This is a genomic window from Stenotrophomonas sp. 704A1 (genome assembly GCF_030549525.1).
GTDB classification, from domain to species: domain Bacteria; phylum Pseudomonadota; class Gammaproteobacteria; order Xanthomonadales; family Xanthomonadaceae; genus Stenotrophomonas; species Stenotrophomonas tuberculopleuritidis.
In genome coordinates this window covers 4409101-4433373 of the sequence record NZ_CP130831.1, presented here as the reverse complement: position 1 = coordinate 4433373, position 24273 = coordinate 4409101, and the positions used below count along the sequence as shown (strand labels likewise).

Sequence of the window (24273 nt, the reverse complement as noted above, 5' to 3'; positions counted from 1 at the left end):
CACCATCTGCGTTTTCTTTCGAAATGTCAAATACCGAAAGCAAAAAGAAAGATATGGCGGGGTTGCCTTTCTGCCTTGAACCGCAGCGGAGAAAACGAAAGAAAGGGCTGAATGCCGTATCGCACAATGCTTAACAGGCCTCTGCAAGCGATTACACAAAGTATTGCACCGCACCAACTTTCGTTTCATCTAAATATATCTTCCTTTTTCCTTTCAATTTGTTGACATCTTTCGAATCGCTGCCCTAGAGTCGGCCCAACCGCTTTCGAAACGCCCGGTGAACGGGTTGGGAGTCCGTGTGGAAATCTGCGTTCGTCGTTCGCCGCTGCTGCTGGCATTGCTGCCGGCCCTGATGCTGGTGGCCACGACTGCCCAGGCCGAACCCGTCGGCAACCTGCGCTCGGTCCGTGCCAGCGATGGCGAGGGCGTGCGCGGCTGGGACCTGCAGACCGACAACGGCGCGCGGATCCGCATCGAACTGCCGGCCAGCGACATCATCCGCGTGCAGGCCGGACGCAACGGCACCCTGACCGGTGCCGGCGACAAGGCCGCACCGATCGTGCTGCCGCAGCCCAAGGCGAACGTGCAGGCGCAGCTGGAAGAAGACGCGCAGGAAATCCGCGTGCGCACCGATGCGCTGGTACTGCACGTACAGCGCCAGCCGCTGCGGCTGCGCCTGGAACGCCTGGACAACGGCCAGCCCACCGCGCTGTGGCAGGAACTGCAGCCGCTGGACCTGGATGCCGCGCAGAGCGTGCAGGTGCTGTCCTCGCAGGCCGATGAGGGCTATTACGGCGGCGGCCAGCAGAACGGCCGCTACCAGTTCAAGGGCCGCGAGCTGGAGGTGTCCTATTCCGGCGGCTGGGAAGAGGGCGACCGCCCAAGCCCGGCGCCGATGCTGCTGAGCAGCCGCGGCTGGGGCATGCTGCGCAACACCTGGAGCGATGGCAGCTACGACCTGCGCCAGAGCGACCAGGCCACGCTGCTGCACCGCGAAGACCGCTTCGATGCCTACTACTTCGTGGGCGCGGACCTGCCCAGGCTGATCGAACGCTACACCCAGCTGACCGGCCGCCCGAACATGGTTGCGCGCTGGGCGCTGTCCTACGGCGATGCCGATTGCTACAACGACGGCGACAACAGCAAGAAGCCCGGCACCGTGCCCGAAGGCTGGAGCGACGGCCCGACCGGTACCACGCCGGATGTGGTCGACAGCGTGGCCAGGCAGTACCGCGCCCACGACATGCCCGGTGGCTGGATCCTGCCCAACGATGGCTATGGCTGCGGTTACAGGCAGCTGCCGGAAACGGTGAAGGGGCTGGCCGGCTACGGTTTCCGCACCGGCCTGTGGACCGAGAACGGCGTCGACAAGATCGCCTGGGAAGTGGGCAAGGCCGGCAGCCGCGTGCAGAAACTGGACGTGGCCTGGACCGGCAAGGGCTACCAGTTCGCGATGGACGCCAACCGCCAGGCATTCAACGGCATCCTCGACAATTCCGACTCGCGCCCGTTCCTGTGGACGGTGATGGGCTGGGCCGGCATCCAGCGCTATGCCGTGGCCTGGACCGGAGACCAGAGCAGCAGCTGGGACTACATCCGCTGGCACGTGCCGACCCTGGTCGGTTCGGGCCTGTCCGGCATGGCCTACGCCAGCGGCGATGTGGATGCGATCTTCGGCGGCAGCGCCGAGACCTTCACCCGCGACCTGCAGTGGAAGGCGTTCACCCCGGTGCTGATGGGCATGAGCGGCTGGTCGTCGAACGCGCGCAAGCATCCATGGTGGTACGACGAGCCCTACCGCAGCATCAACCGCGATTACCTGAAGCTGAAGATGCGCCTGACCCCGTACATGTACGGCCTGGTGCACGAGGCCGCGCAGACCGGTGCACCGCCGGTGCGTGGCCTGATGTGGGACAACCCGCGCGATCCGCATGCGCAGGATGAAACCTACAAGTACCAGTTCCTGCTCGGCCGCGACCTGCTGGTGGCGCCGGTGTACCGCAGCCAGGCCGCCAGCCGCGGCTGGCGCCGCGACATCCACCTGCCCGCCGGCGGCTGGATCGACTACTGGGATGGCCGCCGCGTGCAGGCCGCCGCCGACGGCCGCCAGCTGGATCGCCAGGTCGACCTGGCCACGCTGCCGGTGTTCGTGCGTGCCGGTGCGATCCTGCCGATGTACCCGTCGATGCTGTTCGATGGCGAAAAGCCCCTCGACGAAGTGACGTTCGACCTGTACCCGCAGGGTGATTCGCAGTACACGCTGTACGAAGACGATGGCAACACCCGCCGCTACCAGCAGGGCGAGTCGAGCACGCAGCAGATCCGCATGCAGGCACCGGCGCAGGGCAGTGGCCCGGTGCAGGTGCAGATCGATGCGGTGCAGGGAACCTACAAGGGCCAGCTGGCGCAGCGCCGCTATGGCCTGCGCGTGCTGAGCCGGCAGGCGCCGCGTGCGGTGCAGGCCGGTGGCCGCGCATTGCCGGCGCTGGCCGATGCGGCCACGTTCAACAGCGCCAGCGAAGGCTGGTACTTCGATGCCGCCGAACGCCGGGGCACGCTGCACGTGCGCACGGCCAGCCAGGACATCCGCCAGCCGCTGCAGCTGCAGCTGGACTTCGCCGTCGCTGCTGCCACCGCCGACGACGCCTACCCGGCCGCGCCGGTGCTGGGCCGCGAACTGCCGGCCGACAGCCTGCTGGTGGTCAACCGCCCGGCCGAAGAACCCGGCCATGCGCTGGAAAACGCCTTCGACGATGACCCGGGCACCTGGTTCCGCAGCGTGCGCAACCAGGCCGTGCGTACCGGTGCCCACGAATGGGTGGTGGGCTTCGGCGAACGGAAGATGATCGACGGCATCGACATCGCCCCGCGCAACGACAAGAACTGGAAGCATGGCCAGGTGCGCGACTACGAGGTGTACCTGGGCGACAGCAACGGCGAGTGGGGCGAGCCGATCGCCCGTGGCCGCCTGCAGCTGAAGGAAGGCGTGCAGCGCATCGATTTCCCTGCCCATGCCGGCCGCCTGCTGCGCTTCCGCGTGTTGAGCGTGCAGAACCCTGAAGGAGACGGTGCCAGCAGTACCGATCCGATGGTGACAGCGGCGCAGGGAAGTGCGCGCGCGTTCGATGCGCTGCAGCCGCGCGATGTCGGCCCGATCGCGCTGTCCACCTTCCACATTCTCGAACACCAGGAACCGGAGCGACCGGCCCGGCAGCGCTATCTCTCCGAGCTGCCGGTGCCGGCCGCGCTGGCCCAGCAGGTGCGCACCGACAAGGCGTTCAGCGGCGAGGCCGGCATGCGCATGAACGGCCTGCAGTTCCGCCGCGGCCTCGGCGTGGCCGCCACCAGCCGCATCGATCTGCGCCTGCAGGGCAGCTGGCATCTGCTGCGCGCCGACCTGGGCATCGATGACGCCTGCCGCAGCGCCGGCGGCCTGCAGTTCCAGGTCTGGGGCGACAACCGCCTGCTGTACGACAGCGGCCTGGTGAAGGCGCCCGGCGTGGTCAAGCCGGAACTGGACATCCGTGGTCTTTCCACCCTGAGCCTGCGCACGCTGGGTGCGCAGGGCAGCCAACCCGCCCAGGTCTGTGCCAACTGGGCCAACGCCGTGCTGATCGGCCAGGAGGGCGACTCCGCCAGCTTCGTCGCCCCATGACCCCCTCGTAACACCGCTCCTCCCCCGCCCATTCCGACCACGGCTTCCGAGCCGTGGCCCGGGAGCGTTTTGCCCGCCAATCGCTTTCGTGCTGCCTTCCGCGCCGCCACCCCTGCCAGGAGAGAACCCCGATGTTGCCCGCACGCCACCGCCGCCCCCCCTGTCGTTCCATCGCTCCGCTGTCGCTGGCCATCGCCGGCGTGCTGCTGTCGGTCGCTGCGCCCGCCTTCGCGCAGGACAGCAAGGACAACGCCACCGATCTGGCCCGCATCGAGGTCACCGGTTCCAACATCCGCCGCACCGACGTGGAAACCGCCTCGCCGGTGCAGGTGATCAGCAAGCAGGACATCCAGAACATGGGTGCGCGCACGCTGCTGCAGGTGCTGGACAACCTGCCGGCCGCCCGCCCGGCGCAGCAGGACTCGCGTTCGCTGTTCACCGGCTCCGACGGTGCATCGCAGGCCAACCTGCGTGGCCTGGGCGCACAGGGCACCCTGGTGCTGCTGAACGGCCGGCGCCTGTCGTACTACGGTGCGCCGGCCGGCTTCCAGACCCAGTTCGTCAACATCGATGCGATTCCGGCTGCGGCCATCGAACGCATGGAGGTGCTGACCGACGGCGCCTCGGCGGTGTACGGCACCGATGCGGTGGCCGGCGTGATCAACGTGATCACCAAGCGCAACTTCCAGGGCGCGGAAATCACCTTCAGCAACGACACCTCCTCGCGCATCGACTCCTACGGCGAGCGCCAGGCCAGCATCACCGCCGGCTTCGGTGACCTGGCCGAGAACCGCTTCAACATCTACGGCGCGGTGAACATGTACCGCCGCGACGCGATCCCGCTGGCCGATTTCTATGACAAGCGCCCGGACCAGTACTACGTCAACAACCCCAACTACCTGACCAACCTGCGCCTGGGCGTGGGCAGCAAGCCCGGCCAGTTCAATCCGGGCAGCTACTTCGCCTTCGATCCCGTCACCGGCCGCCGCGTGCAGGAAGCCGCGCCGGGGTGCCAGAACGTGCTGGTCGGCGAAGCTGCCGGCCCGCGTTGCGTCTGGGAAACCTGGATGAACAACGAGATCGATGCCGGCGCCAAGTCCGAGCGCAACACCGCCTACCTCAACGGCACCTTCCTGGTCGGCGACAGCACCGAGATCTTCGCCGAGGCCACCTATACCGACATCGACCTGCGCGCCAACGGCGGTACGCCGCGTGCATTCAGCACCACCACCGGCAATCCGACCAGCTGGTTCTCGCGCGATACCGGCACCACGGTCAACCAGTTCCTGTACCCGTACCTGGGCCCGAACAACGAGTACAACCACGCCAGCCCCGAACTGAAGGCGATGATGGGCGGCGTGGTCGGCCTGCAGTACCTGCTGCAGGACGCCGGTGCCAACTACTTCGGCCAGCGCAACACCGACAAGAGCTACCGCGTGCTGACCGGCGCGCGCGGCAATGTCGGTGACTGGAACTGGGAAACCGCCTTTGCCACCGCCGGCACGCACTCGACCACCTACCAGACCATCAACGTCAACCTGAAGGGCTTCGAGAAGGCCTTCGGTCCGTACAGCATCGATCCGGGCACCGGCCGGGTGATCATTTCCGACCACCCCGCCTACCGCTTCGGCGAGATCAGCGATGCCAACGGTGCGTTGATCCGCGAGGCCTTCCCGACGTTCGACATCCAGTCGTGGACCCGCCTGCATACCCTGGACGGCAAGATCGAAGGTCCGCTGTTTCAGCTGCCGGCCGGTGAGATGCGTGCGGCGTTCGGCTTCAATGCCAGCCGCGAAACCTTCTACACCCCCGGCAACCCGGATGCAGCCGCTGGCCTGATCACCCAGCAGGGTGGCTCGTGGTTCGACGGTGCGCGCAATACCTACGCGCTGTTCGCCGAAACGGTGGCGCCGATCACCGACAAGCTGGAACTGGATGCCGCTCTGCGCGTGGACAAGTACCCGAACTTCAAGGCCAACGTGGCCCCGAAGATCGGCTTCAAGTACCAGGCGTTCGACCAGCTGATGCTGCGCGGTACCTATTCCACCGGCTTCCGCGCGCCGAGCCTGGCCGAGTCGGGCAGCGGCGGCGTGTTCGCCCAGCTGGGCGGCTATCGCGATGAGGTCCGCTGCGCCGAGACCAACGCCATCGCCGACCTGCTGCGGCAGTCGCGCCGTGCCGGTGACGTGGACCTGGGCAAGAGCCTGACCAACGTCGACTGCAGCCGCACAGTGGCCCGCATGACCCAGCCCAACCAGGACCTGAAGCCGGAAAAGGCCAAGATCGCCACGCTGGGCTTCGTGTACGAGCCGGCCAGCTGGCTGTCGGTGTCGGCCGACTACTGGTTCATCTACCGCGACAATGAAATCGTTGCCCCGGACTTCACCAAGGACACCGACATCATCGCCTCCACCCGTTCGCCGATCACCGACAGCGATCGCGCCAACGTGGCCCAGCTGGCAGCCATGTGTGCCGACCCGGCCAGTGGCGTGAGCTGCCCGTCGGTGCTGCCCGGCTACAGCGTCGGCAACGTCGCCAGCGTGGTGGGGCAATACAAGAACCGCGGCAAGACCCTGGTCGATGGCTTCGACATCGACGCGCGCAGCCGCTTCTCGCTGGGTGAGTGGGGTGGCCTGAACATCGGCCTGGCCGCCACCATCGCCAACCGCAACCGCTACTACATGGATGCGGAGAACGGCTGGTACTACGGCGATGTGGTGGGCTACTACAACAACCCGCGCCTGCGTGCCACGCTCAACGCCGACTGGACCTACAAGCAGGTGACCACCAGCATGTTCGTCAACTACGTGGGTGGCACCAAGTGGGCCCGCGACCGCGTGGACGAGGTGGACAACAACCGGGAAACCTGCACGGCCGGCTTCCTGGCCCTGGAAGAGAGCAAGTGTGATGGCGCGCCGTCCTGGTGGACCGCCAACATGAGCGTCACCTGGCGCCCGGATGATGCCTGGAACCTGAGCTTCACCGTCAAGAACCTGTTCAACCGCCTGCCGTTCTACGATCCGAACAGCTTCCTGGGTGACTCCAGTGACTACGCCACCATCTTTGGTCGTGGTTACAGTGTGACCATCGGCTACCGGTTCAAGTAACCCCGTTCGCGTGACCTGGCGCGCCGGCTGCGGCCGGCGCGCTTCCAAGAGGAGAGTGTTTGCCATGAAGCGTAGGGAATTCATCGCGGCCAGTGCCGCTGTCGCCGCCAGCAGCCTGCTGCCACAGACGCCCGCCTGGGCCCGCGGCCGCAAGGTGCGCCTGGCCGTGATCGGTACCGGCATGCGCGGCCTGGTGCTGCTGAAGGAACTGGTGCGCCGCGACGACGTGGAGGTTGTTGCCCTGTGCGATATCGAGCCGATCATGCTCGGCCGCGCCGTCGAGATGGTCACCAAGGCCGGCAAGCCCGCGCCGAAGACCTACGGCCAGGACCGTGACACCGCCGCGTGGAAGCGCGTGCTGGAGCAGAAGGGCGTTGACGGCGTGATCATCGCCACGCCGTGGGAATACCACGCACCGATGGCGATTGCCGCGATGCAGGCCGGCGTGGCGGTCGGCTGCGAAGTGGTGGCCGGCATCACCCTGCAGGACCATTGGGACGTACTGAAGACCCAGCTGAGCACCGGTACCCCCTACATGCTGCTGGAGAACGTCTGTTACCGCCGCGATGTGATGGCCGCGCTGCAGATGGTGCGCCAGGGCCTGTTCGGCGAACTGGTGCACCTGCAGGCCGGCTACCAGCACGACCTGCGCGGGGTGAAGTTCAACTCCGGCGACCCGAACCAGCCCTACGACAGCGGCGTGGAGTTCGGGCCCAAGGGCTGGAGCGAAGCGCGCTGGCGCACCGAGCATTCGGTCGAGCGCAACGGCGAGCTGTACCCCAGCCACGGTATCGGCCCGTGCGCGATGTATACCGGCATCAACCGCGGCAACCGCTTCACCCATATCAACGCCTTTGCTACCAAGGCACGTGGCCTGCACGAGTACACCGTGGCCAAGAGTGGCGGCACCACCCATCCCAGCACCAAGGTCAAGTTCAAGCTGGGTGACATCGTCACCACTACGCTGGCCTGCGAGAACGGCGAGACCATCCTGCTGCAGCACGACACCTCGCTGCCGCGCCCGTACTCGATGGGCTTCCGCGTGCAGGGCACCAAGGGTTTGTGGATGGACGTGAACCATTCGATCCACATCGAAGGCCGCAGCCCGCCGCACCAGTGGGAGGAGTTCAAGAAGTACCAGGACCAGTACGAACATCCGCTGTGGAAGCAGCATGCCGACACCGCCGCCAGCGCCGGCCACGGCGGCATGGACTGGTTCGTGATCCATGCGTTCGTGGAAGCGCTGAAGGCCAAGGCGCCGATGCCGATCGACATCTACGACGCCGTGACCTGGAGCGCGATTACCCCATTGAGCGAGCAGTCGATCGCCAACAGTTTCCAGACGCTGGAATTCCCGGATTTCACTGCGGGCGCGTGGAGGCAGCGCAAGCCGATTTTTGCGTTTGATGGAAAGTATTGAATTCTGAAACCCCTTCCATGCTGTGACGGTAGCGCCGGGCCATGCCCGGCGTTGCTGTTTGTGGCGCCTCCCTACCTCGTCCATGCTAGGCTCGGCTTCGCGCCTGACAGATGTTGCCACTCGACAGAGAGGAGCTTGCCTGATGCGCCTGCTGACCTTCGCCTGTCCGTTCTGTGGCGGCCAAGGGCAATGCTTCCCCCAGCGCTTTTCTGCGAAGCGTCAGGCGAAGACGTCCTGCCGGGGATGCAACGTCGAGCTTCGATCGGATCCGCGACTGGCATGCATTCGTTCAATCTTCTGTATACGTACGTGATCATCCTTCTGGCGTCATTGCCGCTGATCGGGGCCTGCGTCGCGCGTGAATGGGCATGGCTGGAAATGAACTGTCTGGTGGTGCTGGCGCTGAGCGGGTTCCCCGGCGCGATCAGGCATGCACGACGTCCGATCGTCCGGGCCACGCAGGATCCCAACCGCAGCTATGCGCGCAGCCCGGGTGCTTCGACTACGCATGCTGCTGCAAACCTTGGGCAGGGTAACGATGCGCCAGGTGCCAGCCCATGATCCGATCAATCATTCTGCTCCTGGCCGCGAGCCTGCCCGCGTGCGCATCTCACCCAGCCGGCGCAGTGCCGTGCCCCAGGGTCACGATCACCTACATTGGCAGTGAAACCGTGGATGCCGTGGCCCATGGCCGCTTCCAGATCACCACGGACGGAGCGCAGACGCTACGATTGCCTCTTGCCAGCGTGGATCGGCAGGTGCATGCACACGCGGTATCGACCGATATCCGCGATGAACCCGATCTGGACTGGCGCCCTTTCAGTGTTGTTCTGGAAGAGGTCAAGGCGCCGGCCGCGGACCTGGTGGTTGCACCTGGCGAGATTGAAACCTTCCTGTACGACGGCAAGGGCGTCTTTCTGCCCGGTGCGGTGCAGAAGGGGCAGGAGCTTTCCATCGTCATCCGCGATTTTCAAGGTTGCGCGCATCGCTCGATGCCGTTCCTTCCTGAGCCGCGTTGACGTGGAAGTGCAGGGACAAGCGACCGGTGACGCGGCCAAGCGGTTTCAGGTACCGGGAGCGTCCTGCTGCAAAGAAGCCCGGAGTGACTGGCACGAGCTGGGAAGATGGCGCGCCCGGAGGGATTCGAACCCCCGACCAATGGCTTCGGAAGCCACTACTCTATCCGGCTGAGCTACGGGCGCGTTGTAGGACCGCCGCGCCACCGACCTGTGCCGGGGCGGGCATCGCAGCGCCATGAGGCGGTGCGGGATGGGCATTCTATCCAGTTTCGCCGCACAAATCTCCCCCCGCCGGCAAAGTCGCGTCGAAGGCACAGGAGTATCCTAGTGGCCATGGCTGATACCCCCGTTTCCGCGCCGCATCCGGCGCCGACGCCGCGCTGGCGTCATTACTGGTCCCTGATGCGCGCCGATCGCCCGATCGGCACGCTGCTGCTGCTGTGGCCCACCTGGTGGGCGCTGTGGCTGGCCGCGGGCGGCCTGCCGCCGCTGTGGACCCTGTTCGTGTTCACCGCCGGCGTCTGGCTGACCCGCTCGGCCGGTTGCGTCATCAACGATTACGCCGACCGCTGGCTCGACCCGCACGTGGAGCGCACCAAGGCGCGACCGCTGGCGACCGGTGCGGTCAGCGGCCGCGCAGCGCTGGCGCTGTTCGCGGTGCTGATGCTGGTGGCGTTCGGCCTGGTGCTGACGATGAACGGGCTGACCATCGGCCTGAGCTTCATCGGCGTGTTCCTGGCTGCCAGCTACCCCTACCTGAAGCGCTACACCCACCTGCCGCAGGTCTATCTGGGCATGTCGTTCGGCTGGGGCATCCCGATGGCCTTCGCCGCCGTGCAGGGCGAGGTGCCGATGCTGGGCTGGCTGCTGTATGCCGGCAACATCCTGTGGTCCACCGCCTACGACACCTGGTACGCCATGGTCGATCGCGAGGACGATCTGAAGATGGGCTCGCACTCCACCGCAATCCTGTTCGGTGACCTGGACCTGGTCATCCAGGGCGTGCTGTACGCGTTGTTCCTGGCCACCATGGCGCTGGTTGGCGTGCGCGGTGGGTTGGGTGGCTACTACCTGGCGGGCGTGGCGGTGGCCACCGCGCTGGTGGTGTACGAGTTCTGGATCTGCCGCAACCGCGAGCGCGGCCCGTGCTTCAAGGCGTTCCTGCACAACAACTGGGTGGGCGCAGCCCTGTTTGCCGGCATCGCCGTGGATCTGGCGCTGCGCTGAGAAGGCCGCCGGGGCATGCCCCGGCGATAGCCCGCGCCATGTGCACGGGTCGCAGTCCTCGGCCGAACCGGTAGCGCCGGGCCATGCCCGGCGCGCGGTCACCTACGACCAATAGGTGGCTGACAGTCCGCGCCCCACCACCCAGAATCGGGCCATTGAACCTGGGAGGGTGGTCGATGGCCTCGACGGCAGCGGTACAGGACGGCTGGATGGCGCGCGCCGCGTTGCGCTCGGCCGCCTGGGCGGAAAAGTGGTTCCCCGATGCGTACGTATTCGCGGTGCTTGGCGTGGTCATCGTCGCGCTGGCGGCGATGGGCATGGGCGCGACCCCGCAGGCGACCGCCAGTGCCTTCGGTGACGGCTTCTGGAGCCTGATTCCCTTCACCATGCAGATGGCCTTCGTGGTCATCGGCGGCTATGCGGTGGCGACAGCGCCGGTGGTGGCGCGCTTCATCGACTTCCTGGCCCGGGTGCCGCGCAGCGGCCGCGGTGCGGTGGTGTACGTGGGCCTGATCAGCATGCTGGCCTCGCTGCTCAGCTGGGGCTTCTCGCTGGTGTTCGGCGGCCTGCTGGTGCGCGCACTGGCACGGCGCACGGAACTACGCATGGACTATCGCGCCGCCGGCGCCTCGGCCTACCTGGGGCTGGGCGCGGTGTGGGCGATGGGCCTGAGTTCGTCGGCCGCGCAGCTGCAGGCCAACCCGGCCAGCATGCCGCCGGGACTGGTGGAGATCACCGGCGTCTTGCCGTTCACCGAAACCATCTTCCTGTGGCAGTCGATCGTGCTGACCTCGGTACTGATCCTGGTCTCGCTGCTGATCGCCTGGCTCACCGCACCCGCTGCCGCCAGTGCGCGTACCGCCGAGGACTTCCCCGGTGCCGCGCAGGCCGAACCCGAGCCGCTGCAGCGACGCACGCGCCCGGGTGAGTGGCTGGAATACAGCCCGCTGCTGACCGTGCTGCTCTCACTGCTGGCCTTCGGCTGGCTGTTCAACGAGTTCGCCAGCAAGCCGCTGGTCACCGCCATCGCCAACCTCAACACCTACAACTTCCTGTTCATCTCGTTGGGCCTGCTGCTGCACTGGCGTCCGCGCAGCTTCCTCAACGCGGTGGCCAAGGCGGTGCCCAGCACCACCGGCGTGCTGATCCAGTTCCCGCTGTACGGCGGCATCGCGATGATCCTCACCCATGCCGCCGGTGCCGACGGGCAGACCCTGGCGCACCGGCTGTCGAGCCTGTTCGTGCACGTGGCCAGCACCGACAGCTTCGCGCTGGTGATGGGCGTCTACTCGGCGGTGCTCGGCTTCTTCGTGCCGTCCGGTGGTGGCAAGTGGATCATCGAGGCGCCGTACGTGATGCAGGCCGCCAACGAACTGAAGGCGCACCTGGGCTGGGCGGTGCAGGTGTACAACGCAGCCGAGGCCTTGCCGAACCTGATCAATCCGTTCTGGATGCTGCCGCTGCTGGGTGTGCTGGGACTGAAGGCACGCGACATCGTCGGCTTCACGTTCATCCAGCTGCTGGTGCACATCCCGCTGGTCCTCGGCCTGCTGTGGCTGCTGGGCATGACCCTGGCCTATGTGCCACCGGTGATGCCGTAGCCGCGCGGCGGCGGACAGGGCGCGGGCCGGCGTGCGCTGCGCGTGCCGGCACGCCGCCACCGGCTGAATAGGTCTGTTGCTGAGCGCGGCATGAGCACATGCCAGACCTGCATGAATCCTTCAGTGGCTTGTGCCACTAGGGGTTTGGCCTGTTCATTCACGCCCGTACACACCAGTGTAGCTGCCCGCGCACGCGTGATTAACCAACCGCTGCAGACGATGGCCCCGTCCACCGCATTCCGCGAGTGGCTTTGGAGATCGGACATGGCACAGCAGAACCAGAACCAGAACCAGAACCCGAACCAGAAGCAACAGGGCCAGCAGAACCAGCAGGACCAGCAGCAGGGCCGCGGCCGCGACCAGCAGCAGCAACAGCAGCAGGAACAGCAGAAGCGCAACCAGAACCAGCAGCAGGGCGGGCAGGACGAGGAAGAGTGAGCCCAGTCCGGGCCGAATGTAACGTCGGGAGCCCCGCCCTGTGCGGGGCTTCTGCTATTCCAGCACGCCGATGCGGGTCAGTACCGGGGCGGCGGCCATGTCGTTCGGATTGGTCCCGGGCAGCCCCTGCGGCACCTGCATGCCCATGCCACGGTACAGATCGACCCAGTGCCGGGAGATCTCGCCGGTCTGCGGGTTGCGGAAGTTCATCGGCTGCAGCGCGAACACATGGTGCGCGCGGAACGCCCGCTCGATGAAGTCCGAACAGTAGTAGCTGTCCTCGTTCAACACGTACGACGTGTTGTACGGCTTGCCCAGCATCGTCCGTGCGCTGGCCACGGCATCGGCGATGGCACCGCGCGGCGGCGAGCGCAGGCGATAGACCACGATCTGCCGGTGCTTGTCGCGTGCTTCCTGCTGGAAGTCGGCCAGCGTCTGCTGGCGCGAGCCCTTTTCGTCAGCGTGCAGCACCTGCAGTTCGCGCTGTGCCCGGGCCACCAGTGCCACGTGATCGAAGCTGGGGGCATCCTGCCTGCCGGTCGCATCATCGATGGCCGCGCTCAGGCCGGTGTGGCCGGCGGTGACGAACAGCAGGTCGCCTTCGCGCACTTCGACAGCCGCCGCCACGGTGGGCCACAGGGTAGGCAGGAGCAGGCTGACGACAAGCAGGAGCGCGCGCATGGGAACCCCAGGCAGGAAGGCGTAGCGGCGTAGTCTACCCGGCGTGCGCTGTGCAGCCGGCGCAGGGCGACAACGGCTATCCTTGCCCTCCCGGCCCGTACCGATCGGTGCGGGCCCACCCGGAATCAGGAGGATCCCGTGAAGCTGCCATTCCCGGCAACCGCGCTTGCCCTCGCCGTTGGCGTGCTGGCCGGCTCTACCCCCGTGGCACAGGCCGGGTCTGCCGCCGCCTGTCCGTACCCGGCCTTTGACAGCTTCCTCCAGCACTTCGGACGCGAGATCGCCCTGCAGCAGGCGTCTACCGCCGACCCGCTGCTGGACAGCCATGTCGATGCGCAGGCAGAGCCCGAGCCGGCGACGGTGGAAAAGAAGGTCCCGCTGGCCGACGTGGCGTGGCCAGTGATGCCCGATCCGGCATCATTGCCCGGGCGGGGACGCGAAATGACCGTCACCCGCCTGCCCGATGGCCAGATGCAAGTGTTGATGCGAACGCCCAACAGCAGCGACCAGCAGCGCTATACCTTCGCGCAGGCGCCTTGCTGGCAGCTGGTACGGCGCGACGACGAATCGATCTGAGCGCACAGGCAATCGGCCGATCCTGCACAGGCGGGCAGGGTCACAGCTGCTAGGCTCGATGTCCGCCACAGGCAGGGAGACGCCGATGCAGGCCCGCAGGACGCACCTCACGTTGACCGCCATTGCCACGCTGCTGGCGATGGCCACCGCCGGCACGGTCGCCGCGCAGTCGCTGCACGCCGATGACCGCGCCTACTTTGCAAGCGCTGCTGCCGAACAGACGGCACGCGCCGCGCTGGGCGAACAGGTTGCGGCATTGCAGGACGCAACGGCCAGCGACCCGGCCACGCGTTTCCGTCGCGCCGAAGCGCTGCAGGCACGCTGCCTGCGCCATCACGGTTATCTGCATCTGCAGGCCGCCCGCAATGCGCGTGATCGCCGCCCGGCGCAGGCGCTGGATCAGGTGATGGGGATGTGCAGTCGCATCGCGCGTGCTGCCCGCGCGGCCCTGCGTGATGCCCCGGCCGACGCGGCCTGGGTGGCGCCCTATGGGTTCCTCCGCGCCCGCGCGCTGCAGGAAGGCGCAGCGCCGGCCAACGCGGCGCTGGATGATGCCGTGGACGCGCTGGCCGATCCGGCACTGGATACCTTCGCGCGCCTGCGCCGGCAGATCATGCACAGCGCGCAGTACCCGCAGCTTCAAGGCGACGGCCGCCTCTGGGATACCGGTACCGATCGGCAGAGCCTGGCCCAGCATCCGGATCGCGCGCTGCGCGAGGCCGGCTGGAAAGGGTACTGGCAGGGCCTGCAGTCGCGCCGCGAGCCGATGGCCTCGGTGTTGCTGGGGCTGGTGCAGGTGAACGACGCCGCCGCGCGCCTGCAGGGCGATGGCTCGGCCACCGCGCGGGGCTACCGGCGCATGGATCTGGATGCCGCCACCGTTGATGCCACACTGGCTGCGATCGAACGTCACGCGGCGCAGCGCCGCGCCTACCAGGACATGCTGCTGCAGCACGCCGCGCACAGCGGCCTGGCGTCGCCGCAGGTGTGGGACACCACCCTGCCGGATGCCGGTTACACGCCCCCGCTGTTGACCCTGCCGCAGCTGCGCGACACCGCCGCCGACGCCATGCAGCACCTCGGGCCGGAGTACGTGGCCGAACTGCGCGCGCTGCTGGACCCGGCAAACCAGCGCATGGACCTGGCCGCCACGCTGGGCAACCGCAGCCAGGATGCCTTCCCGGTGTCTGCCCCCGGCGTGCCGTCGCTGCTGTTCGCAGGGCGGCGCAGTGGTGACCTGGAAAGCGACGTGGAAATCGTCCATGAAGCCGGCCACGCCATGCACGGGCAATGGATGCAACGCGGCCATGCATCGCCGCTCCAGCAGAACGGCAGCCAGTGGCTGACCGAGGCGTTTGCCATCTACAACGAGCTGCGCTTCCGCGACCAGCTGTACCAGCAGGCGCAGGACCCGCGCGCCAAGGCGTACTACCTGAAATCGCTGCTGGACGACATGGTGCTGCAGCTGTTCACTGCCTCGGAGGAGGCACAGCTGGAGCAGTCGATCTACCAGGCCGTGGCCAGCAACGCGCTGGGCACCGCCGATGATCTGGATGCGCTCACCGGCAAGGTGCTGGCACGCTACGGCCAGCAGCCCGAGCGCTATCCGCAGCTGCGCAGCACCTGGATCGGCAAGCGCCTGATGTATGACGACCCGCAGTATCTGGTCAACTATCTCTACGCCGGACTGCTGGCCGTGCAGCTGTTTGTGCAGGACCAGCAGGACCCGGATGGCTTCCGCCAGCGTTACCTGGCCGTGCTGGGCGAAGGCTTCGACCGCGCACCGCAGCAGCAGGTGGCGCAGCTGCTCGGGCATGCGCCGGATTGGCCGGCGCTGGTCGACGCCGACCTGCAGGTGTTCGCGCAGAACGTAGCGCAGCTGCAGGCACTGTATGCACGGATCGAGGCGGAGCAGGGCGCGTGACGCGCCTGCGGCCGCTGCGCGCTGGCTGGCCTGGCGCATGTCTTGCGCTGCTGCTGTGCCTGGTGCCGCTGCGGGTGTGGGCGCTCGCTCCGGTTCCGGTGCTGGACGACCCGGTGATGGACCCTGCCGGCGCACTGTCGGACAGCACCCGCGCCACGCTGCGCGAGCAGTCGCTGCAGCTGCAGGCCCGCACGGGCGCACAGCTGCAGGTACTGGTCGTGCCGCGGGTGGGCGACGAAGGAATCGAAGCCTACGCGCAGCGGGTATTCGACCACTGGCAGCTGGGCCGTGCCGGCATCGACGATGGCGTGCTGCTGCTGGTGGCCGTGCAGGATCGCCGCGTGCGCATCCAGACCGGCTATGGCCTGGAAGGCAGCATTCCCGATGCCTATGCCGCGCGCATCATCGACAAGGCGATCGTGCCCCACCTGCGCCAGGGCGATCTGGACCAGGGCCTGCTGGCGGGCAGCAGGGTCCTGGTGGCGCTGATCGAAGGCGAAGCCCTGCCGGCCTGGGAAGATCCATCGGCACGCAGCCTGCTGCCGGCAGACTGGCGGACGGGGGATTCGGTGGCGGCGCTGACCCTGCTGGCCGGCTTCCTGGCCGGGCTGTGGCGATCACCGCCGCGCCTGCTGCCAACCCGGACCGCGGCCGAGTTCAGCGGCTCCCGCCGTGAGCGTCGGCGCCGCGCGCTCGCCGCCAATGCCAGTGCGCCGCGCCACGCTCGACCGACGGCACCCGCATGGGCCCGGCCACTGCTGGTGATGGCGGTGATCGGCGGCGGAGTGCTGGCCGCCGCGCTGCTGCTGCCACGGCAGGTGCAGCCCGGCGTGGCCTTCGTGCTGGTGGCGGCGGTGCCGGTGGCGGCACTGCTGGGCTGGTGCTGGCGCCGCAGCCGGGGCGTGCGCATCGTGCTGGGCGGCATGCTGGCCATCAGTGCCGGCTTCGTCGGGGTGATGCTGGCACGTGGCCAGCTGCCGCCCAGCCTGGTCCAGCACACACTGCTGAACCTGGCTGCCGGCCTGCTGGCCATGCTGGGGTTGTTCCTGGTGCGGGCCGGCCACGCGCGCTGGCGGAAGAACCGCAACAGCTTCGCCGTGCGCCTGGTGCTGTTGCTGATACTGACCGTCGGCTATGCGCTGGGCGCACTGCTGATGATCGGCCGCGCCGAGGAGGGCAACGCACGCCAGCTGGCCATGATCGTATCGGGCACCGGCACGCTGTTCCTGTACTTCATCTGGGTGTTCACCCTGCTGCCGGGTGAAGCCCCACGCGGTGGCCGGCGTTCGTCCGCTGGCCACCGTTCCTCGTCCCGCTCGTCTTCCACCAACGCGTCATCCAGCGGCTCCAGCAGCTGGTCCGGTGGCGGGGGGCGCAGTGGCGGTGGCGGCGCGTCGGGGAGCTGGTAGCTCAGGCGGCCTGTACCCGCCAGCCCAGCGCGGCGTCGTGCAGTTCACCGCTGCCGCCGACATCGCTCACGGTCAGCTGCAGTCCCTGTGCATTGGGCAGGTCCTTCTGCTCGGGGAACCAGCGGCGGTCGGCGGCGACCACGATCAGCAGCCCCTCGTCATCCCCCATCGGAGCGAACTGCGCCGACGCGGGGCTGATCGGGTCCAGGCCGAAGCGCCGGTGGGCGTGCTCGCGCACGGCATCGACATCGTGGCTGGGCAGGCCGACTTCACTCAGGCAGCTCAACTCGCTGCCATGGAACGCACCCTGGCGCGTACCGGCCGGAAGGCGGCGGCGGCCGATCAGTTCCAGGATCAGGCCATCGGGCCCCGTGAAGTACACCGACTGCGACTGCCAGCTGCTCTCCAGCGCGAAGTAATCAAGGCCTTCCGGGTTGCGCTGCAGCGGCGTGCGCGCGCGCAGCCAGGTCATGGCCTCGGCGAAGCGGTTGTCCGGCACGTTGAAGGCCAGGTGCACGCCGCCGACCGTGCGGCCCGCGGCCGGCTGCAGTTCGATGATGCTCCAACCGATCCGCACGCGATCGCCCTCGACCTCCTGCTGCAGCACGTCGCGGAAATAGGCAGCGACGCGCTCCACATCGGATACCGGCAGGGTGAGATGCCGCAGGCGCATGATCGATCCTCCGTGGAACGTTGGCACGAGTGTAGTCCCACGCGTCTTCGCGTCGCGTCATCACTGTCGCAACGAATCGTTACCGGCACGCCGCGCCTGCTGCACCGCCCGGAGCAGTGGCTGCCCCTGGCGGCCGCTAGCGCAGGGCGTCGCCAAACAGCCGCAGCGCCTCGGACACCACCACCTCATGCGTCTGCGCCTTCGCAACGGTGGTCGCACACAGGGCCGGCAGCCGTTGCAACGCCAGCGGCGTGCAGGCGGACAGGAAGTCATAGTGGCCGACCGCGGGCAGGGCGCGCAGGGTTGCCGTCGGCAGCTGCGCCGCCGCGACGGTACCGTTGGTGGCCGGCGGCGCCACCTCGTCGGCCTCTCCCTGCACGATCACCACCGGCAGTTGCACCGCACGCAGCTGCTCGGGGGCGAACGCCTGCACGATGGCGGGTGCCAGCAACAGCACCGCGCGCACGCCTGGAATCGAGCGATCGTCGTCGGCGTGCCGCACATGGGGCTGCAGCTCCGGCGACGCCGCTGCCGCCTGCCGGGCCTCCATCGTGTGCGCAGCGGCTTCCTGCTGCGGCCGGCACACGCCATCGTCCGGATGTGCATGGCAGAACGCCAGCAGGCGCGTCATGTCCGGCCGTGCACCGGCGCTGATCAACGCGGTGAAGCCACCGGCGGAATAGCCGACCAGCCCGATCCGGGAAGGGTCGACGTGCGGCCCCAGCAGGGCATCGGCCTGCACGGCGGCCAGCGCCGCCTTCAGATCGTCCGCGCGCAGCCAGGTCAGTACGCTGCCGGCCAGTGTCATCGCATCGGCGCCGTTGTTGCCGGGGTGGTCCACGGCGATCACCAGATAGCCGGCCCGCGCCAGCGCAGTGCCCAGCCAGCCCATCATGCGCGCGCTGCCGCCGTTGCCGTGCGACAGCAGCAACGTCGGCAGGCGGCCGCCGGCAACAGGTGCATCCTGTGCGGCACGGCCCACCTCGAACAGCGGCGCATCTGCCGGACCGATGGACAGCGGCGACTCGCGGCTGCCCGCCAGCGCCGGGTACCACACGGTAAAGCGCAGCGCGGTGCGGTGCGCCGCATCGCGCACCGCCGCGCTGTCGACGGTGGTCACGCCATGGCGCTCGCCCGCGACCGCCGGCAGGTCCGCCATCGCCGGGCCGGCCAGTGTGGTGAGCAACAGCATCAGGATCGATCGTGTCGTGCGCATCGGATTCTCCGGGTCAGGCGGGGCGTTCATCGACCGGCAGCCAGATCTCAACGCCACCGTGGCCACTGTGCTCGTCGAAACGGCTGTCATAGCGCTCCAGGTCCGGCGCATTGGCCAGGCTGAGGCGGGAGGCCGGCAGGTAGTGATCCAGCAGCCAGGACCAGGTCGCGCGGATGGTGGAAATGTGCCCGCCATGCCAGGCCACCAGATAGCGACGCGCCGGCACCGGCACGCGCCGCCAGTGCGCCGGCACCGAGGGCAGGGCGCTGACCGGCAATGCCGCGACATAGTCGAAGCTGCCGTCATCGTCGCTGTTGCAGCACACGCCGAAGCTGATCGGCACCGGCGCCGGCCATTCGCGGTTGAGCTGCGCCCACTGGCCGGGAATGGCGCCGCCACTGTCGCGGGTGTGGCGCATGCCGATCCCGGCCAGCTCGAAGGCGGCGCAGTCGAGCAGCCTCGGTGCCTCGGCGCTGGCCTCGGGCGCGTCGTCCAGCCGGATCGCGTGCACCAGTGCCACGCCGGCCAGGCCGCGCGCGCGGACGCACTCCGGGGTCTGCCCGAACTGCTCGCAGAACGCGCGGGTAAACGCCGCGTGGGTGCTGTAGCCGGCGCCCAGCGCCACCTGCAGGATGTCGTCCGCGCCGTTGGCCAGATGCTGTGCGGCGGCGGTCAGGCGGCGCCCGCGCAGGTAGCGCACCACCGAGGTGCCGGTACGGGCCAGGAACAGGCGTGACAGATGGAAGGGCGAGACGCCGGCGGCCGCCGCGATGTCGGCCAGCGCCAGCGGTCTGTGCGCATGGCTTTCGATGTACCACAACGCCTTGCCTGCCGCGCTCATCGCGCCATCCCCCCGGGTTCCATGGTCGGCAGCGTAGCCGATCGGCGTGGCGTGGCGCTTAGCAGTTCTTGCTGCGCAGTGGCTTTGCGTTTGCCGCGCGAGCGGCAACAATGCACCCGTCATGGACGCAAGGGAGGCCAGGGATATGCCGGACACGCGGTGGGGTACCAGCCCGGGAGCACGCGCCGGATGGCGATGATTCTTGCGATCGCTCTGCTGCCGGCGCTGCTGCCACTGGCGCTGCTGGTGCTGCTGTGGCGCAGGGCGCCGCGCTGGCAGGGAAACCCGTGGCTGTACCGCCTGGTGTTCGCCGTGCTGGCCGCACTGCTGGCGCCCACACTGCTGATGGCCGGCCATGGCGGCCTGCCGTGTCCCACCCTCGGCGGGCTCATCCTGGTGCTGATGAAGCTTGAATGGATAGGCGACCTGAAAGTCAACCTGATTGCCTTCGGCAGCCGGGACACCGCCATCCTTTCCGCACCGATGCTGGTGGTCTTCGCCATCGCGTTGTTCATTCCGCTGCGGACCGCACGCCCGGCCACCCTCGGCATCGACGACGCTACCCGCTGACCGCGTCTGCCTGCGGGGCCGGTCGCGGCAACTGTCGTCTCCACGTCATCGCTGCTTCACATCCCGCGCCGAGACTGCGCGCCTTGTCCAGGTCCGACCTGGCCCTGTCGTGCATTCCCGGAGTCCTGCCGTGCATCGTTGCCCGCTGTCGCGTTCCATCCTCCTCGCCCTTTCCATGGTCAGCGCAGGAGGCGCGATCGCAGCAGATGCCAGTCCGGCAGACACCACCGGTGGCGGCGGCCATGCCGCGCCGACCCAGCTCGACGCGATGCTGGTCACCGGTACCCGTGCCTCCAACCGCACCCAGTTCGAAACGCTGGCGCCGGTGGATGTGTTCACCAAGGAAGACATCACGTCGGTGCAATCCACCGATCTGAAGGATGTGCTGGCACAGCTGGTGCCGTCGTTCGTGGTGCAGCGCCTGCCGATGGCCGATGGCCAGGTGTTCGTGCGCCCGGCCACCCTGCGTGGCCTGTCGCCGGACCAGACCCTGGTGCTGGTCAACGGCCGTCGCTTCCACCGCAGCGCGCTGCTGGGCAACCGCGGTGCACAGGCCGCTGACCTGGCACAGATTCCCACCAGCGCGATCAAGCGCATCGAAGTGCTGCGCGATGGCGCATCGGCGCAGTACGGTTCGGACGCTATTGCCGGTGTCATCAACATCATCCTCGAAGACACCCCTGGTACCGAGATCACTGCGGGCTATTCGCAGTACGCGCAGGGCGATGGCGCCTCGCGTGATTTCAGCGCACGTACCGGCTGGGCGCTGGGCGACTACGGCAGCCTGGCGCTGTTCGCCGAGTCATCGAACGCCGATGCCACCTCGCGTACCCGCCAGCGCCCTGATGCCATCGCCTTCCAGGCGGCACACCCTGAACTGGATGTGCCCGATCCCGTGCAGCGCTGGGGTCAACCGGAACTGGAAAGCCGCCGCGTCGGTTTCAATCTGAAGGCCAATGCCACCGATACGCTGGAGATCTATGCGTTCGGCCTGTACAGCCACAGCGATGGCGTCAGCGATTTCAACTGGCGCAACCCGGACACCACCACCGGCGCCTATCGCACCACCGCGATCTTCCCCGGCTGGAACCTGCGTTCGATCTATCCGGTAGGCTTCAGCCCGCAGTACGGCAACGTGCAGAACGATCTGCAGCTGGTGGCGGGCCTGCGCGGCGAGATCACCCCGAAGCTGCGTTGGGACCTGAGTGCGTCCTATGGCCGCAATGCCATCGACTACAGCCTGGACAACTCGATCAATGCGTCGCTGGGCCCGGACAGCCCGACCTCGTTCGACCTCGGGCGGCTGACCCAGACCGAGAAGAACGCCAACGCCGATTTCAACTACGAGTGGGACGTGGCCGCGCTGTCCCGGCCGATCAACGTGGCCTTCGGTGCCGAGTTCCGCCAGGAAACCTACCAGGTGCGCGCAGGCGACCCGGCCTCGTACGCGGTCGGGCCGGGCGCTGCCGCCGGTCTGGAAGCCAATGCCAATGGTGCGCCGGGCTTCTCGGCCAGCCAGGCCGGGCAGTGGAGCCAGCGCAGCAAGGCCGCCTACGTGGACATGGAAGTGCCGCTGGGCGAGCGCTGGAGCATCGGTGCGGCCGGTCGCTACGAAGACTTCTCCAGCTTCGGCAGCACGGTGGATGGCAAGTTGTCGGCACGCTTTGCGATCACCCCGGACGTGGCCCTGCGCGGTACGCTCTCCACCGGTTTCCGTGCGCCCACGCCGGCACAGTTGAACACCACCAGCACCACCCAGGGCCTGGATACGCGTACGCTGCAGATCTTCACCAGCGGCCGCCTGTCGCCGAACGATCCGCTGGCACAGCTGCTGGGCGCCAGGCCGCTGACCCCGGAAGAATCGCGCACGGCGTCGCTGGGCCTGACCTGGCGTACCGACCTGGGGCTGTCCGGTTCGGTCGATGTCTACCGGATCAAGCTCAGCGACCGCTTCAGCCAGTCGGCCAGCTTCGCCATTCCGGCCGGTACGCCGAACCCGCTGGGCTATACCTCGGTGAACTACTTCACCAACGATTTCGACACCACCACCACCGGTGTCGACGTGGTCGGCAACTACCTGCGCGACCTCGGCGCGGGGCGGATGACGCTGACCCTGGCCTACAACTACAACCAGACCCGGGTCGACAACGGCAGCACGTCGGTGGCCACCAACGAGACCCAGCGCGTGCTGTTCGAAGATCGCCTGCCCGAGCACAAGGGCAGCTTCACCGGCAGCTGGGACGTCGGCGCGTGGTCGTTGATGGCCCGCGTGCGCTATTACGGCAAGTGGACCGACTCCACCGGCAACGCGACCGGCGACATCTACCAGCAGTTCGGCGCGATGACCTTCCTCGACCTGGCGGTGGGCTATCGCATCAACGAGCACCACAGCCTGCGCGTGGGCGCCGACAATGTGTTCGACCGCTACCCGGACGAGGCCACGTTCCAGGCCAGCCGCGGGCTGATCTACTCGCGCAATGCGCCGTATGACACGGACGGTGCCAATGTGTATGCCCAGTACCGGCTGACCTTCTGATGGACAGCCGCCGCCGTTCCCTGCTGCGTGCCGGCACCCTGCTGCCGGCCGCTGCGGCGCTGTCTTCACTGCCGGCGATGGCCGCCACGCGCTACCCTGCACCCATGCAGATTCCCGCGACGACCGTGGCGCCGGACGTGCTGGCCCGCGATGAAGGGTACTGGGCCGCCGTGGCCAGCCACTTCGACATCACCGACGAAGTGAACCATCTGGAGAACGGCTACTGGGGCGCGATGGGGCGCGAAACACTGGCCAGCTACCAGCGCCACAGCGCCGACGTGAACCGTGGCAATGCCTGGTACGGCCGCACCGCATTTCCGGCGCAGTACATGGCTGTGCATCGGCAGGTGGCTGGGATGCTGGGCGTGGGCGCCGATGAGATCGCACTGACCCGTGGCGCCACCGAGGCGATGCTGGCCCTGATCGGCGGCTACAACCGCTTGTCGGCCGGTGACCAGGTGCTGTACGCCGATGTCGACTACGACAGCATGATCAACGCCATGCGCTGGCTGCAGCAGCGCCGTGGCGTGCAGGTCGAGCGCATCGCACTGCCGGCGGTGCCCAGCCGCGAGCAGATCCTGCAGGCCTACGACGCAGCCTTCGCGCGCCTGCCCAGGCTGAAGCTGGTGCTGCTGACCCAGGTCAGCCACCGCCACGGACTGGTGCTGCCGGTGGCCGAGATTGCCGAGCGCGCCCGTGCCCGCGGCATCGACGCGATCGTCGACGCGGCACATGGCTTCGGCCAGCTCGACTACGCGGTGCCGGACCTGAAGGCCGATTTCGTGGGCATCAACCTGCACAAGTGGATCGGCGCACCGGTGGGCGTGGGCGCGATGTACGTGCGCAAGGGCCGCGTGGCCGACCTGGATCCGTACATGGGCGAGAGCGACGATGGCCGTGTCAGCAGCCGCGTGCACACCGGCACGGTGAACTTCGCCGCCTATCTGGCACTGCCGGAGGCGATCGCGCTGCACCAGCGCATCGGTGCAGCGAACAAGCAGGCGCGCCTGCGCTACCTGCGCGAGCGATGGACGGTGCCGGCGCGGCAGATGGCACATATCGAAGTGCTGTCCTCGCCCGACCCGGCGTTGGCCAGTGCATTGGCCAGCTTCCGCCTGCGTGGCCGTACCAGCGTGGCCGATAACATGGCGCTGCAGAAACGCCTGCTGGACGAGCATCGTGTGTTCACCACCCATCGCGATGGGTTGGATTCGGGCGCCTGCGTGCGGGTGACGCCGTCGGTGTTCACCCATCCGCAGCAGGTGGATGCGTTGGTGCAGGCGCTGGCCGCACTGGCCTGACCCTGCGTTGGCAGGTGCCGACCTTGGGGGCCACGCTCCACTCGCGCCGGGGAACCTTGCGCCGGGCACGGCCCGGCGC

General features: G+C 67.9%; 18 protein-coding genes and 1 tRNA gene. 14 read left to right on the top strand and 5 right to left on the bottom strand.

The features are described from left to right. The first annotated feature begins 298 nt into the window (after positions 1-298). The 5 genes from Q5Z10_RS20230 to Q5Z10_RS20210 all read left to right on the top strand — a co-directional run bounded on the left by Q5Z10_RS20230 (position 299) and on the right by Q5Z10_RS20210 (position 9201). Positions 299-3655: a TIM-barrel domain-containing protein gene (locus tag Q5Z10_RS20230; RefSeq protein WP_303637125.1), complete on the top strand. Its 3357-nt coding sequence runs from the start codon at positions 299-301 to the stop codon at positions 3653-3655. Between the two features lie 131 nt (positions 3656-3786). Further along, positions 3787-6762 carry a TonB-dependent receptor domain-containing protein gene (locus tag Q5Z10_RS20225; protein WP_303637124.1) on the top strand — a complete coding sequence of 992 codons (2976 nt, stop codon included), beginning with the start codon at positions 3787-3789 and terminating at the stop codon, positions 6760-6762. 64 nt (positions 6763-6826) lie between these two features. Continuing rightward, positions 6827-8182, top strand: a complete 1356-nt coding sequence (locus Q5Z10_RS20220; RefSeq protein WP_303637123.1) for a Gfo/Idh/MocA family protein — start codon at positions 6827-6829, stop codon at positions 8180-8182. A 279-nt stretch (positions 8183-8461) separates the two neighbouring features. Beyond that, the gene (locus Q5Z10_RS20215; protein WP_303637122.1) at positions 8462-8743 is read left to right on the top strand and encodes a hypothetical protein; all 282 of its coding nucleotides are present in this window, start codon (positions 8462-8464) and stop codon (positions 8741-8743) included. Next, positions 8740-9201, top strand: coding sequence for an adhesin (locus Q5Z10_RS20210; RefSeq protein ID WP_303637121.1), 462 nt, complete (start codon positions 8740-8742; stop codon positions 9199-9201). Before Q5Z10_RS20215 ends, Q5Z10_RS20210 begins: the two co-directional genes overlap by 4 nt. A gap of 106 nt (positions 9202-9307) precedes the next feature. On the opposite strand, the gene Q5Z10_RS20205 is transcribed toward Q5Z10_RS20210, so the two are convergent. After that, positions 9308-9384 (bottom strand) — tRNA-Arg (locus tag Q5Z10_RS20205). 150 nt (positions 9385-9534) lie between these two features. Between Q5Z10_RS20205 and ubiA the strand changes: the two genes are divergently transcribed. The 3 genes from ubiA to Q5Z10_RS20190 all read left to right on the top strand — a co-directional run bounded on the left by ubiA (position 9535) and on the right by Q5Z10_RS20190 (position 12467). After that, positions 9535-10428 (top strand): 4-hydroxybenzoate octaprenyltransferase, encoded by an 894-nt coding sequence (gene ubiA / locus Q5Z10_RS20200; RefSeq protein WP_303637120.1) that lies wholly within the window; start codon positions 9535-9537, stop codon positions 10426-10428. A gap of 176 nt (positions 10429-10604) precedes the next feature. Beyond that, complete coding sequence (locus Q5Z10_RS20195; RefSeq protein WP_303637119.1) at positions 10605-12029, top strand: short-chain fatty acid transporter; 1425 nt, start codon at positions 10605-10607, stop codon at positions 12027-12029. A 264-nt stretch (positions 12030-12293) separates the two neighbouring features. Then, positions 12294-12467, top strand: coding sequence for a hypothetical protein (locus tag Q5Z10_RS20190; protein ID WP_303637118.1), 174 nt, complete (start codon positions 12294-12296; stop codon positions 12465-12467). Positions 12468-12521: 54 nt separating this feature from the next. On the opposite strand, the gene Q5Z10_RS20185 is transcribed toward Q5Z10_RS20190, so the two are convergent. Beyond that, positions 12522-13148, bottom strand: coding sequence for a YiiX/YebB-like N1pC/P60 family cysteine hydrolase (locus Q5Z10_RS20185; protein WP_303637117.1), 627 nt, complete (start codon positions 13146-13148; stop codon positions 12522-12524). Between the two features lie 183 nt (positions 13149-13331). On the opposite strand from Q5Z10_RS20185, the gene Q5Z10_RS20180 reads away from it, so the two are divergent. The 3 genes from Q5Z10_RS20180 (at position 13332) to Q5Z10_RS20170 (ending at position 17057) form a co-directional block, all read left to right on the top strand. Then, positions 13332-13724 carry a hypothetical protein gene (locus Q5Z10_RS20180; RefSeq protein WP_303639235.1) on the top strand — a complete coding sequence of 131 codons (393 nt, stop codon included), beginning with the start codon at positions 13332-13334 and terminating at the stop codon, positions 13722-13724. A gap of 85 nt (positions 13725-13809) precedes the next feature. Then, positions 13810-15648 carry a M3 family metallopeptidase gene (locus Q5Z10_RS20175; protein ID WP_303637116.1) on the top strand — a complete coding sequence of 613 codons (1839 nt, stop codon included), beginning with the start codon at positions 13810-13812 and terminating at the stop codon, positions 15646-15648. Next, positions 15645-17057: a TPM domain-containing protein gene (locus Q5Z10_RS20170; protein WP_303637115.1), complete on the top strand. Its 1413-nt coding sequence runs from the start codon at positions 15645-15647 to the stop codon at positions 17055-17057. The genes Q5Z10_RS20175 and Q5Z10_RS20170 overlap by 4 nt, the downstream gene beginning before the upstream one ends. A gap of 1 nt (position 17058) precedes the next feature. Here the strand turns inward: Q5Z10_RS20170 and Q5Z10_RS20165 are convergent, their stop codons facing one another. The 3 genes from Q5Z10_RS20165 to Q5Z10_RS20155 form a co-directional block, all read right to left on the bottom strand. After that, positions 17059-17730, bottom strand: a complete 672-nt coding sequence (locus Q5Z10_RS20165) for a VOC family protein (RefSeq protein ID WP_303637114.1) — start codon at positions 17728-17730, stop codon at positions 17059-17061. Between the two features lie 136 nt (positions 17731-17866). Beyond that, entirely contained in the window at positions 17867-18946 is a 1080-nt protein-coding gene (locus Q5Z10_RS20160; RefSeq protein WP_303637113.1) for an alpha/beta hydrolase family protein, read from the bottom strand. A gap of 13 nt (positions 18947-18959) precedes the next feature. Beyond that, the gene (locus Q5Z10_RS20155; RefSeq protein ID WP_303637112.1) at positions 18960-19787 is read right to left on the bottom strand and encodes an AraC family transcriptional regulator; all 828 of its coding nucleotides are present in this window, start codon (positions 19785-19787) and stop codon (positions 18960-18962) included. A 189-nt stretch (positions 19788-19976) separates the two neighbouring features. Between Q5Z10_RS20155 and Q5Z10_RS20150 the strand changes: the two genes are divergently transcribed. The 3 genes from Q5Z10_RS20150 to Q5Z10_RS20140 all read left to right on the top strand — a co-directional run bounded on the left by Q5Z10_RS20150 (position 19977) and on the right by Q5Z10_RS20140 (position 24194). Continuing rightward, positions 19977-20357, top strand: a complete 381-nt coding sequence (locus Q5Z10_RS20150; protein WP_303637111.1) for a hypothetical protein — start codon at positions 19977-19979, stop codon at positions 20355-20357. A 130-nt stretch (positions 20358-20487) separates the two neighbouring features. After that, positions 20488-22893: a TonB-dependent receptor plug domain-containing protein gene (locus Q5Z10_RS20145; protein ID WP_303637110.1), complete on the top strand. Its 2406-nt coding sequence runs from the start codon at positions 20488-20490 to the stop codon at positions 22891-22893. Beyond that, positions 22893-24194: an aminotransferase class V-fold PLP-dependent enzyme gene (locus tag Q5Z10_RS20140; RefSeq protein WP_303637109.1), complete on the top strand. Its 1302-nt coding sequence runs from the start codon at positions 22893-22895 to the stop codon at positions 24192-24194. Before Q5Z10_RS20145 ends, Q5Z10_RS20140 begins: the two co-directional genes overlap by 1 nt. The last annotated feature ends 79 nt before the right edge of the window (positions 24195-24273 follow it).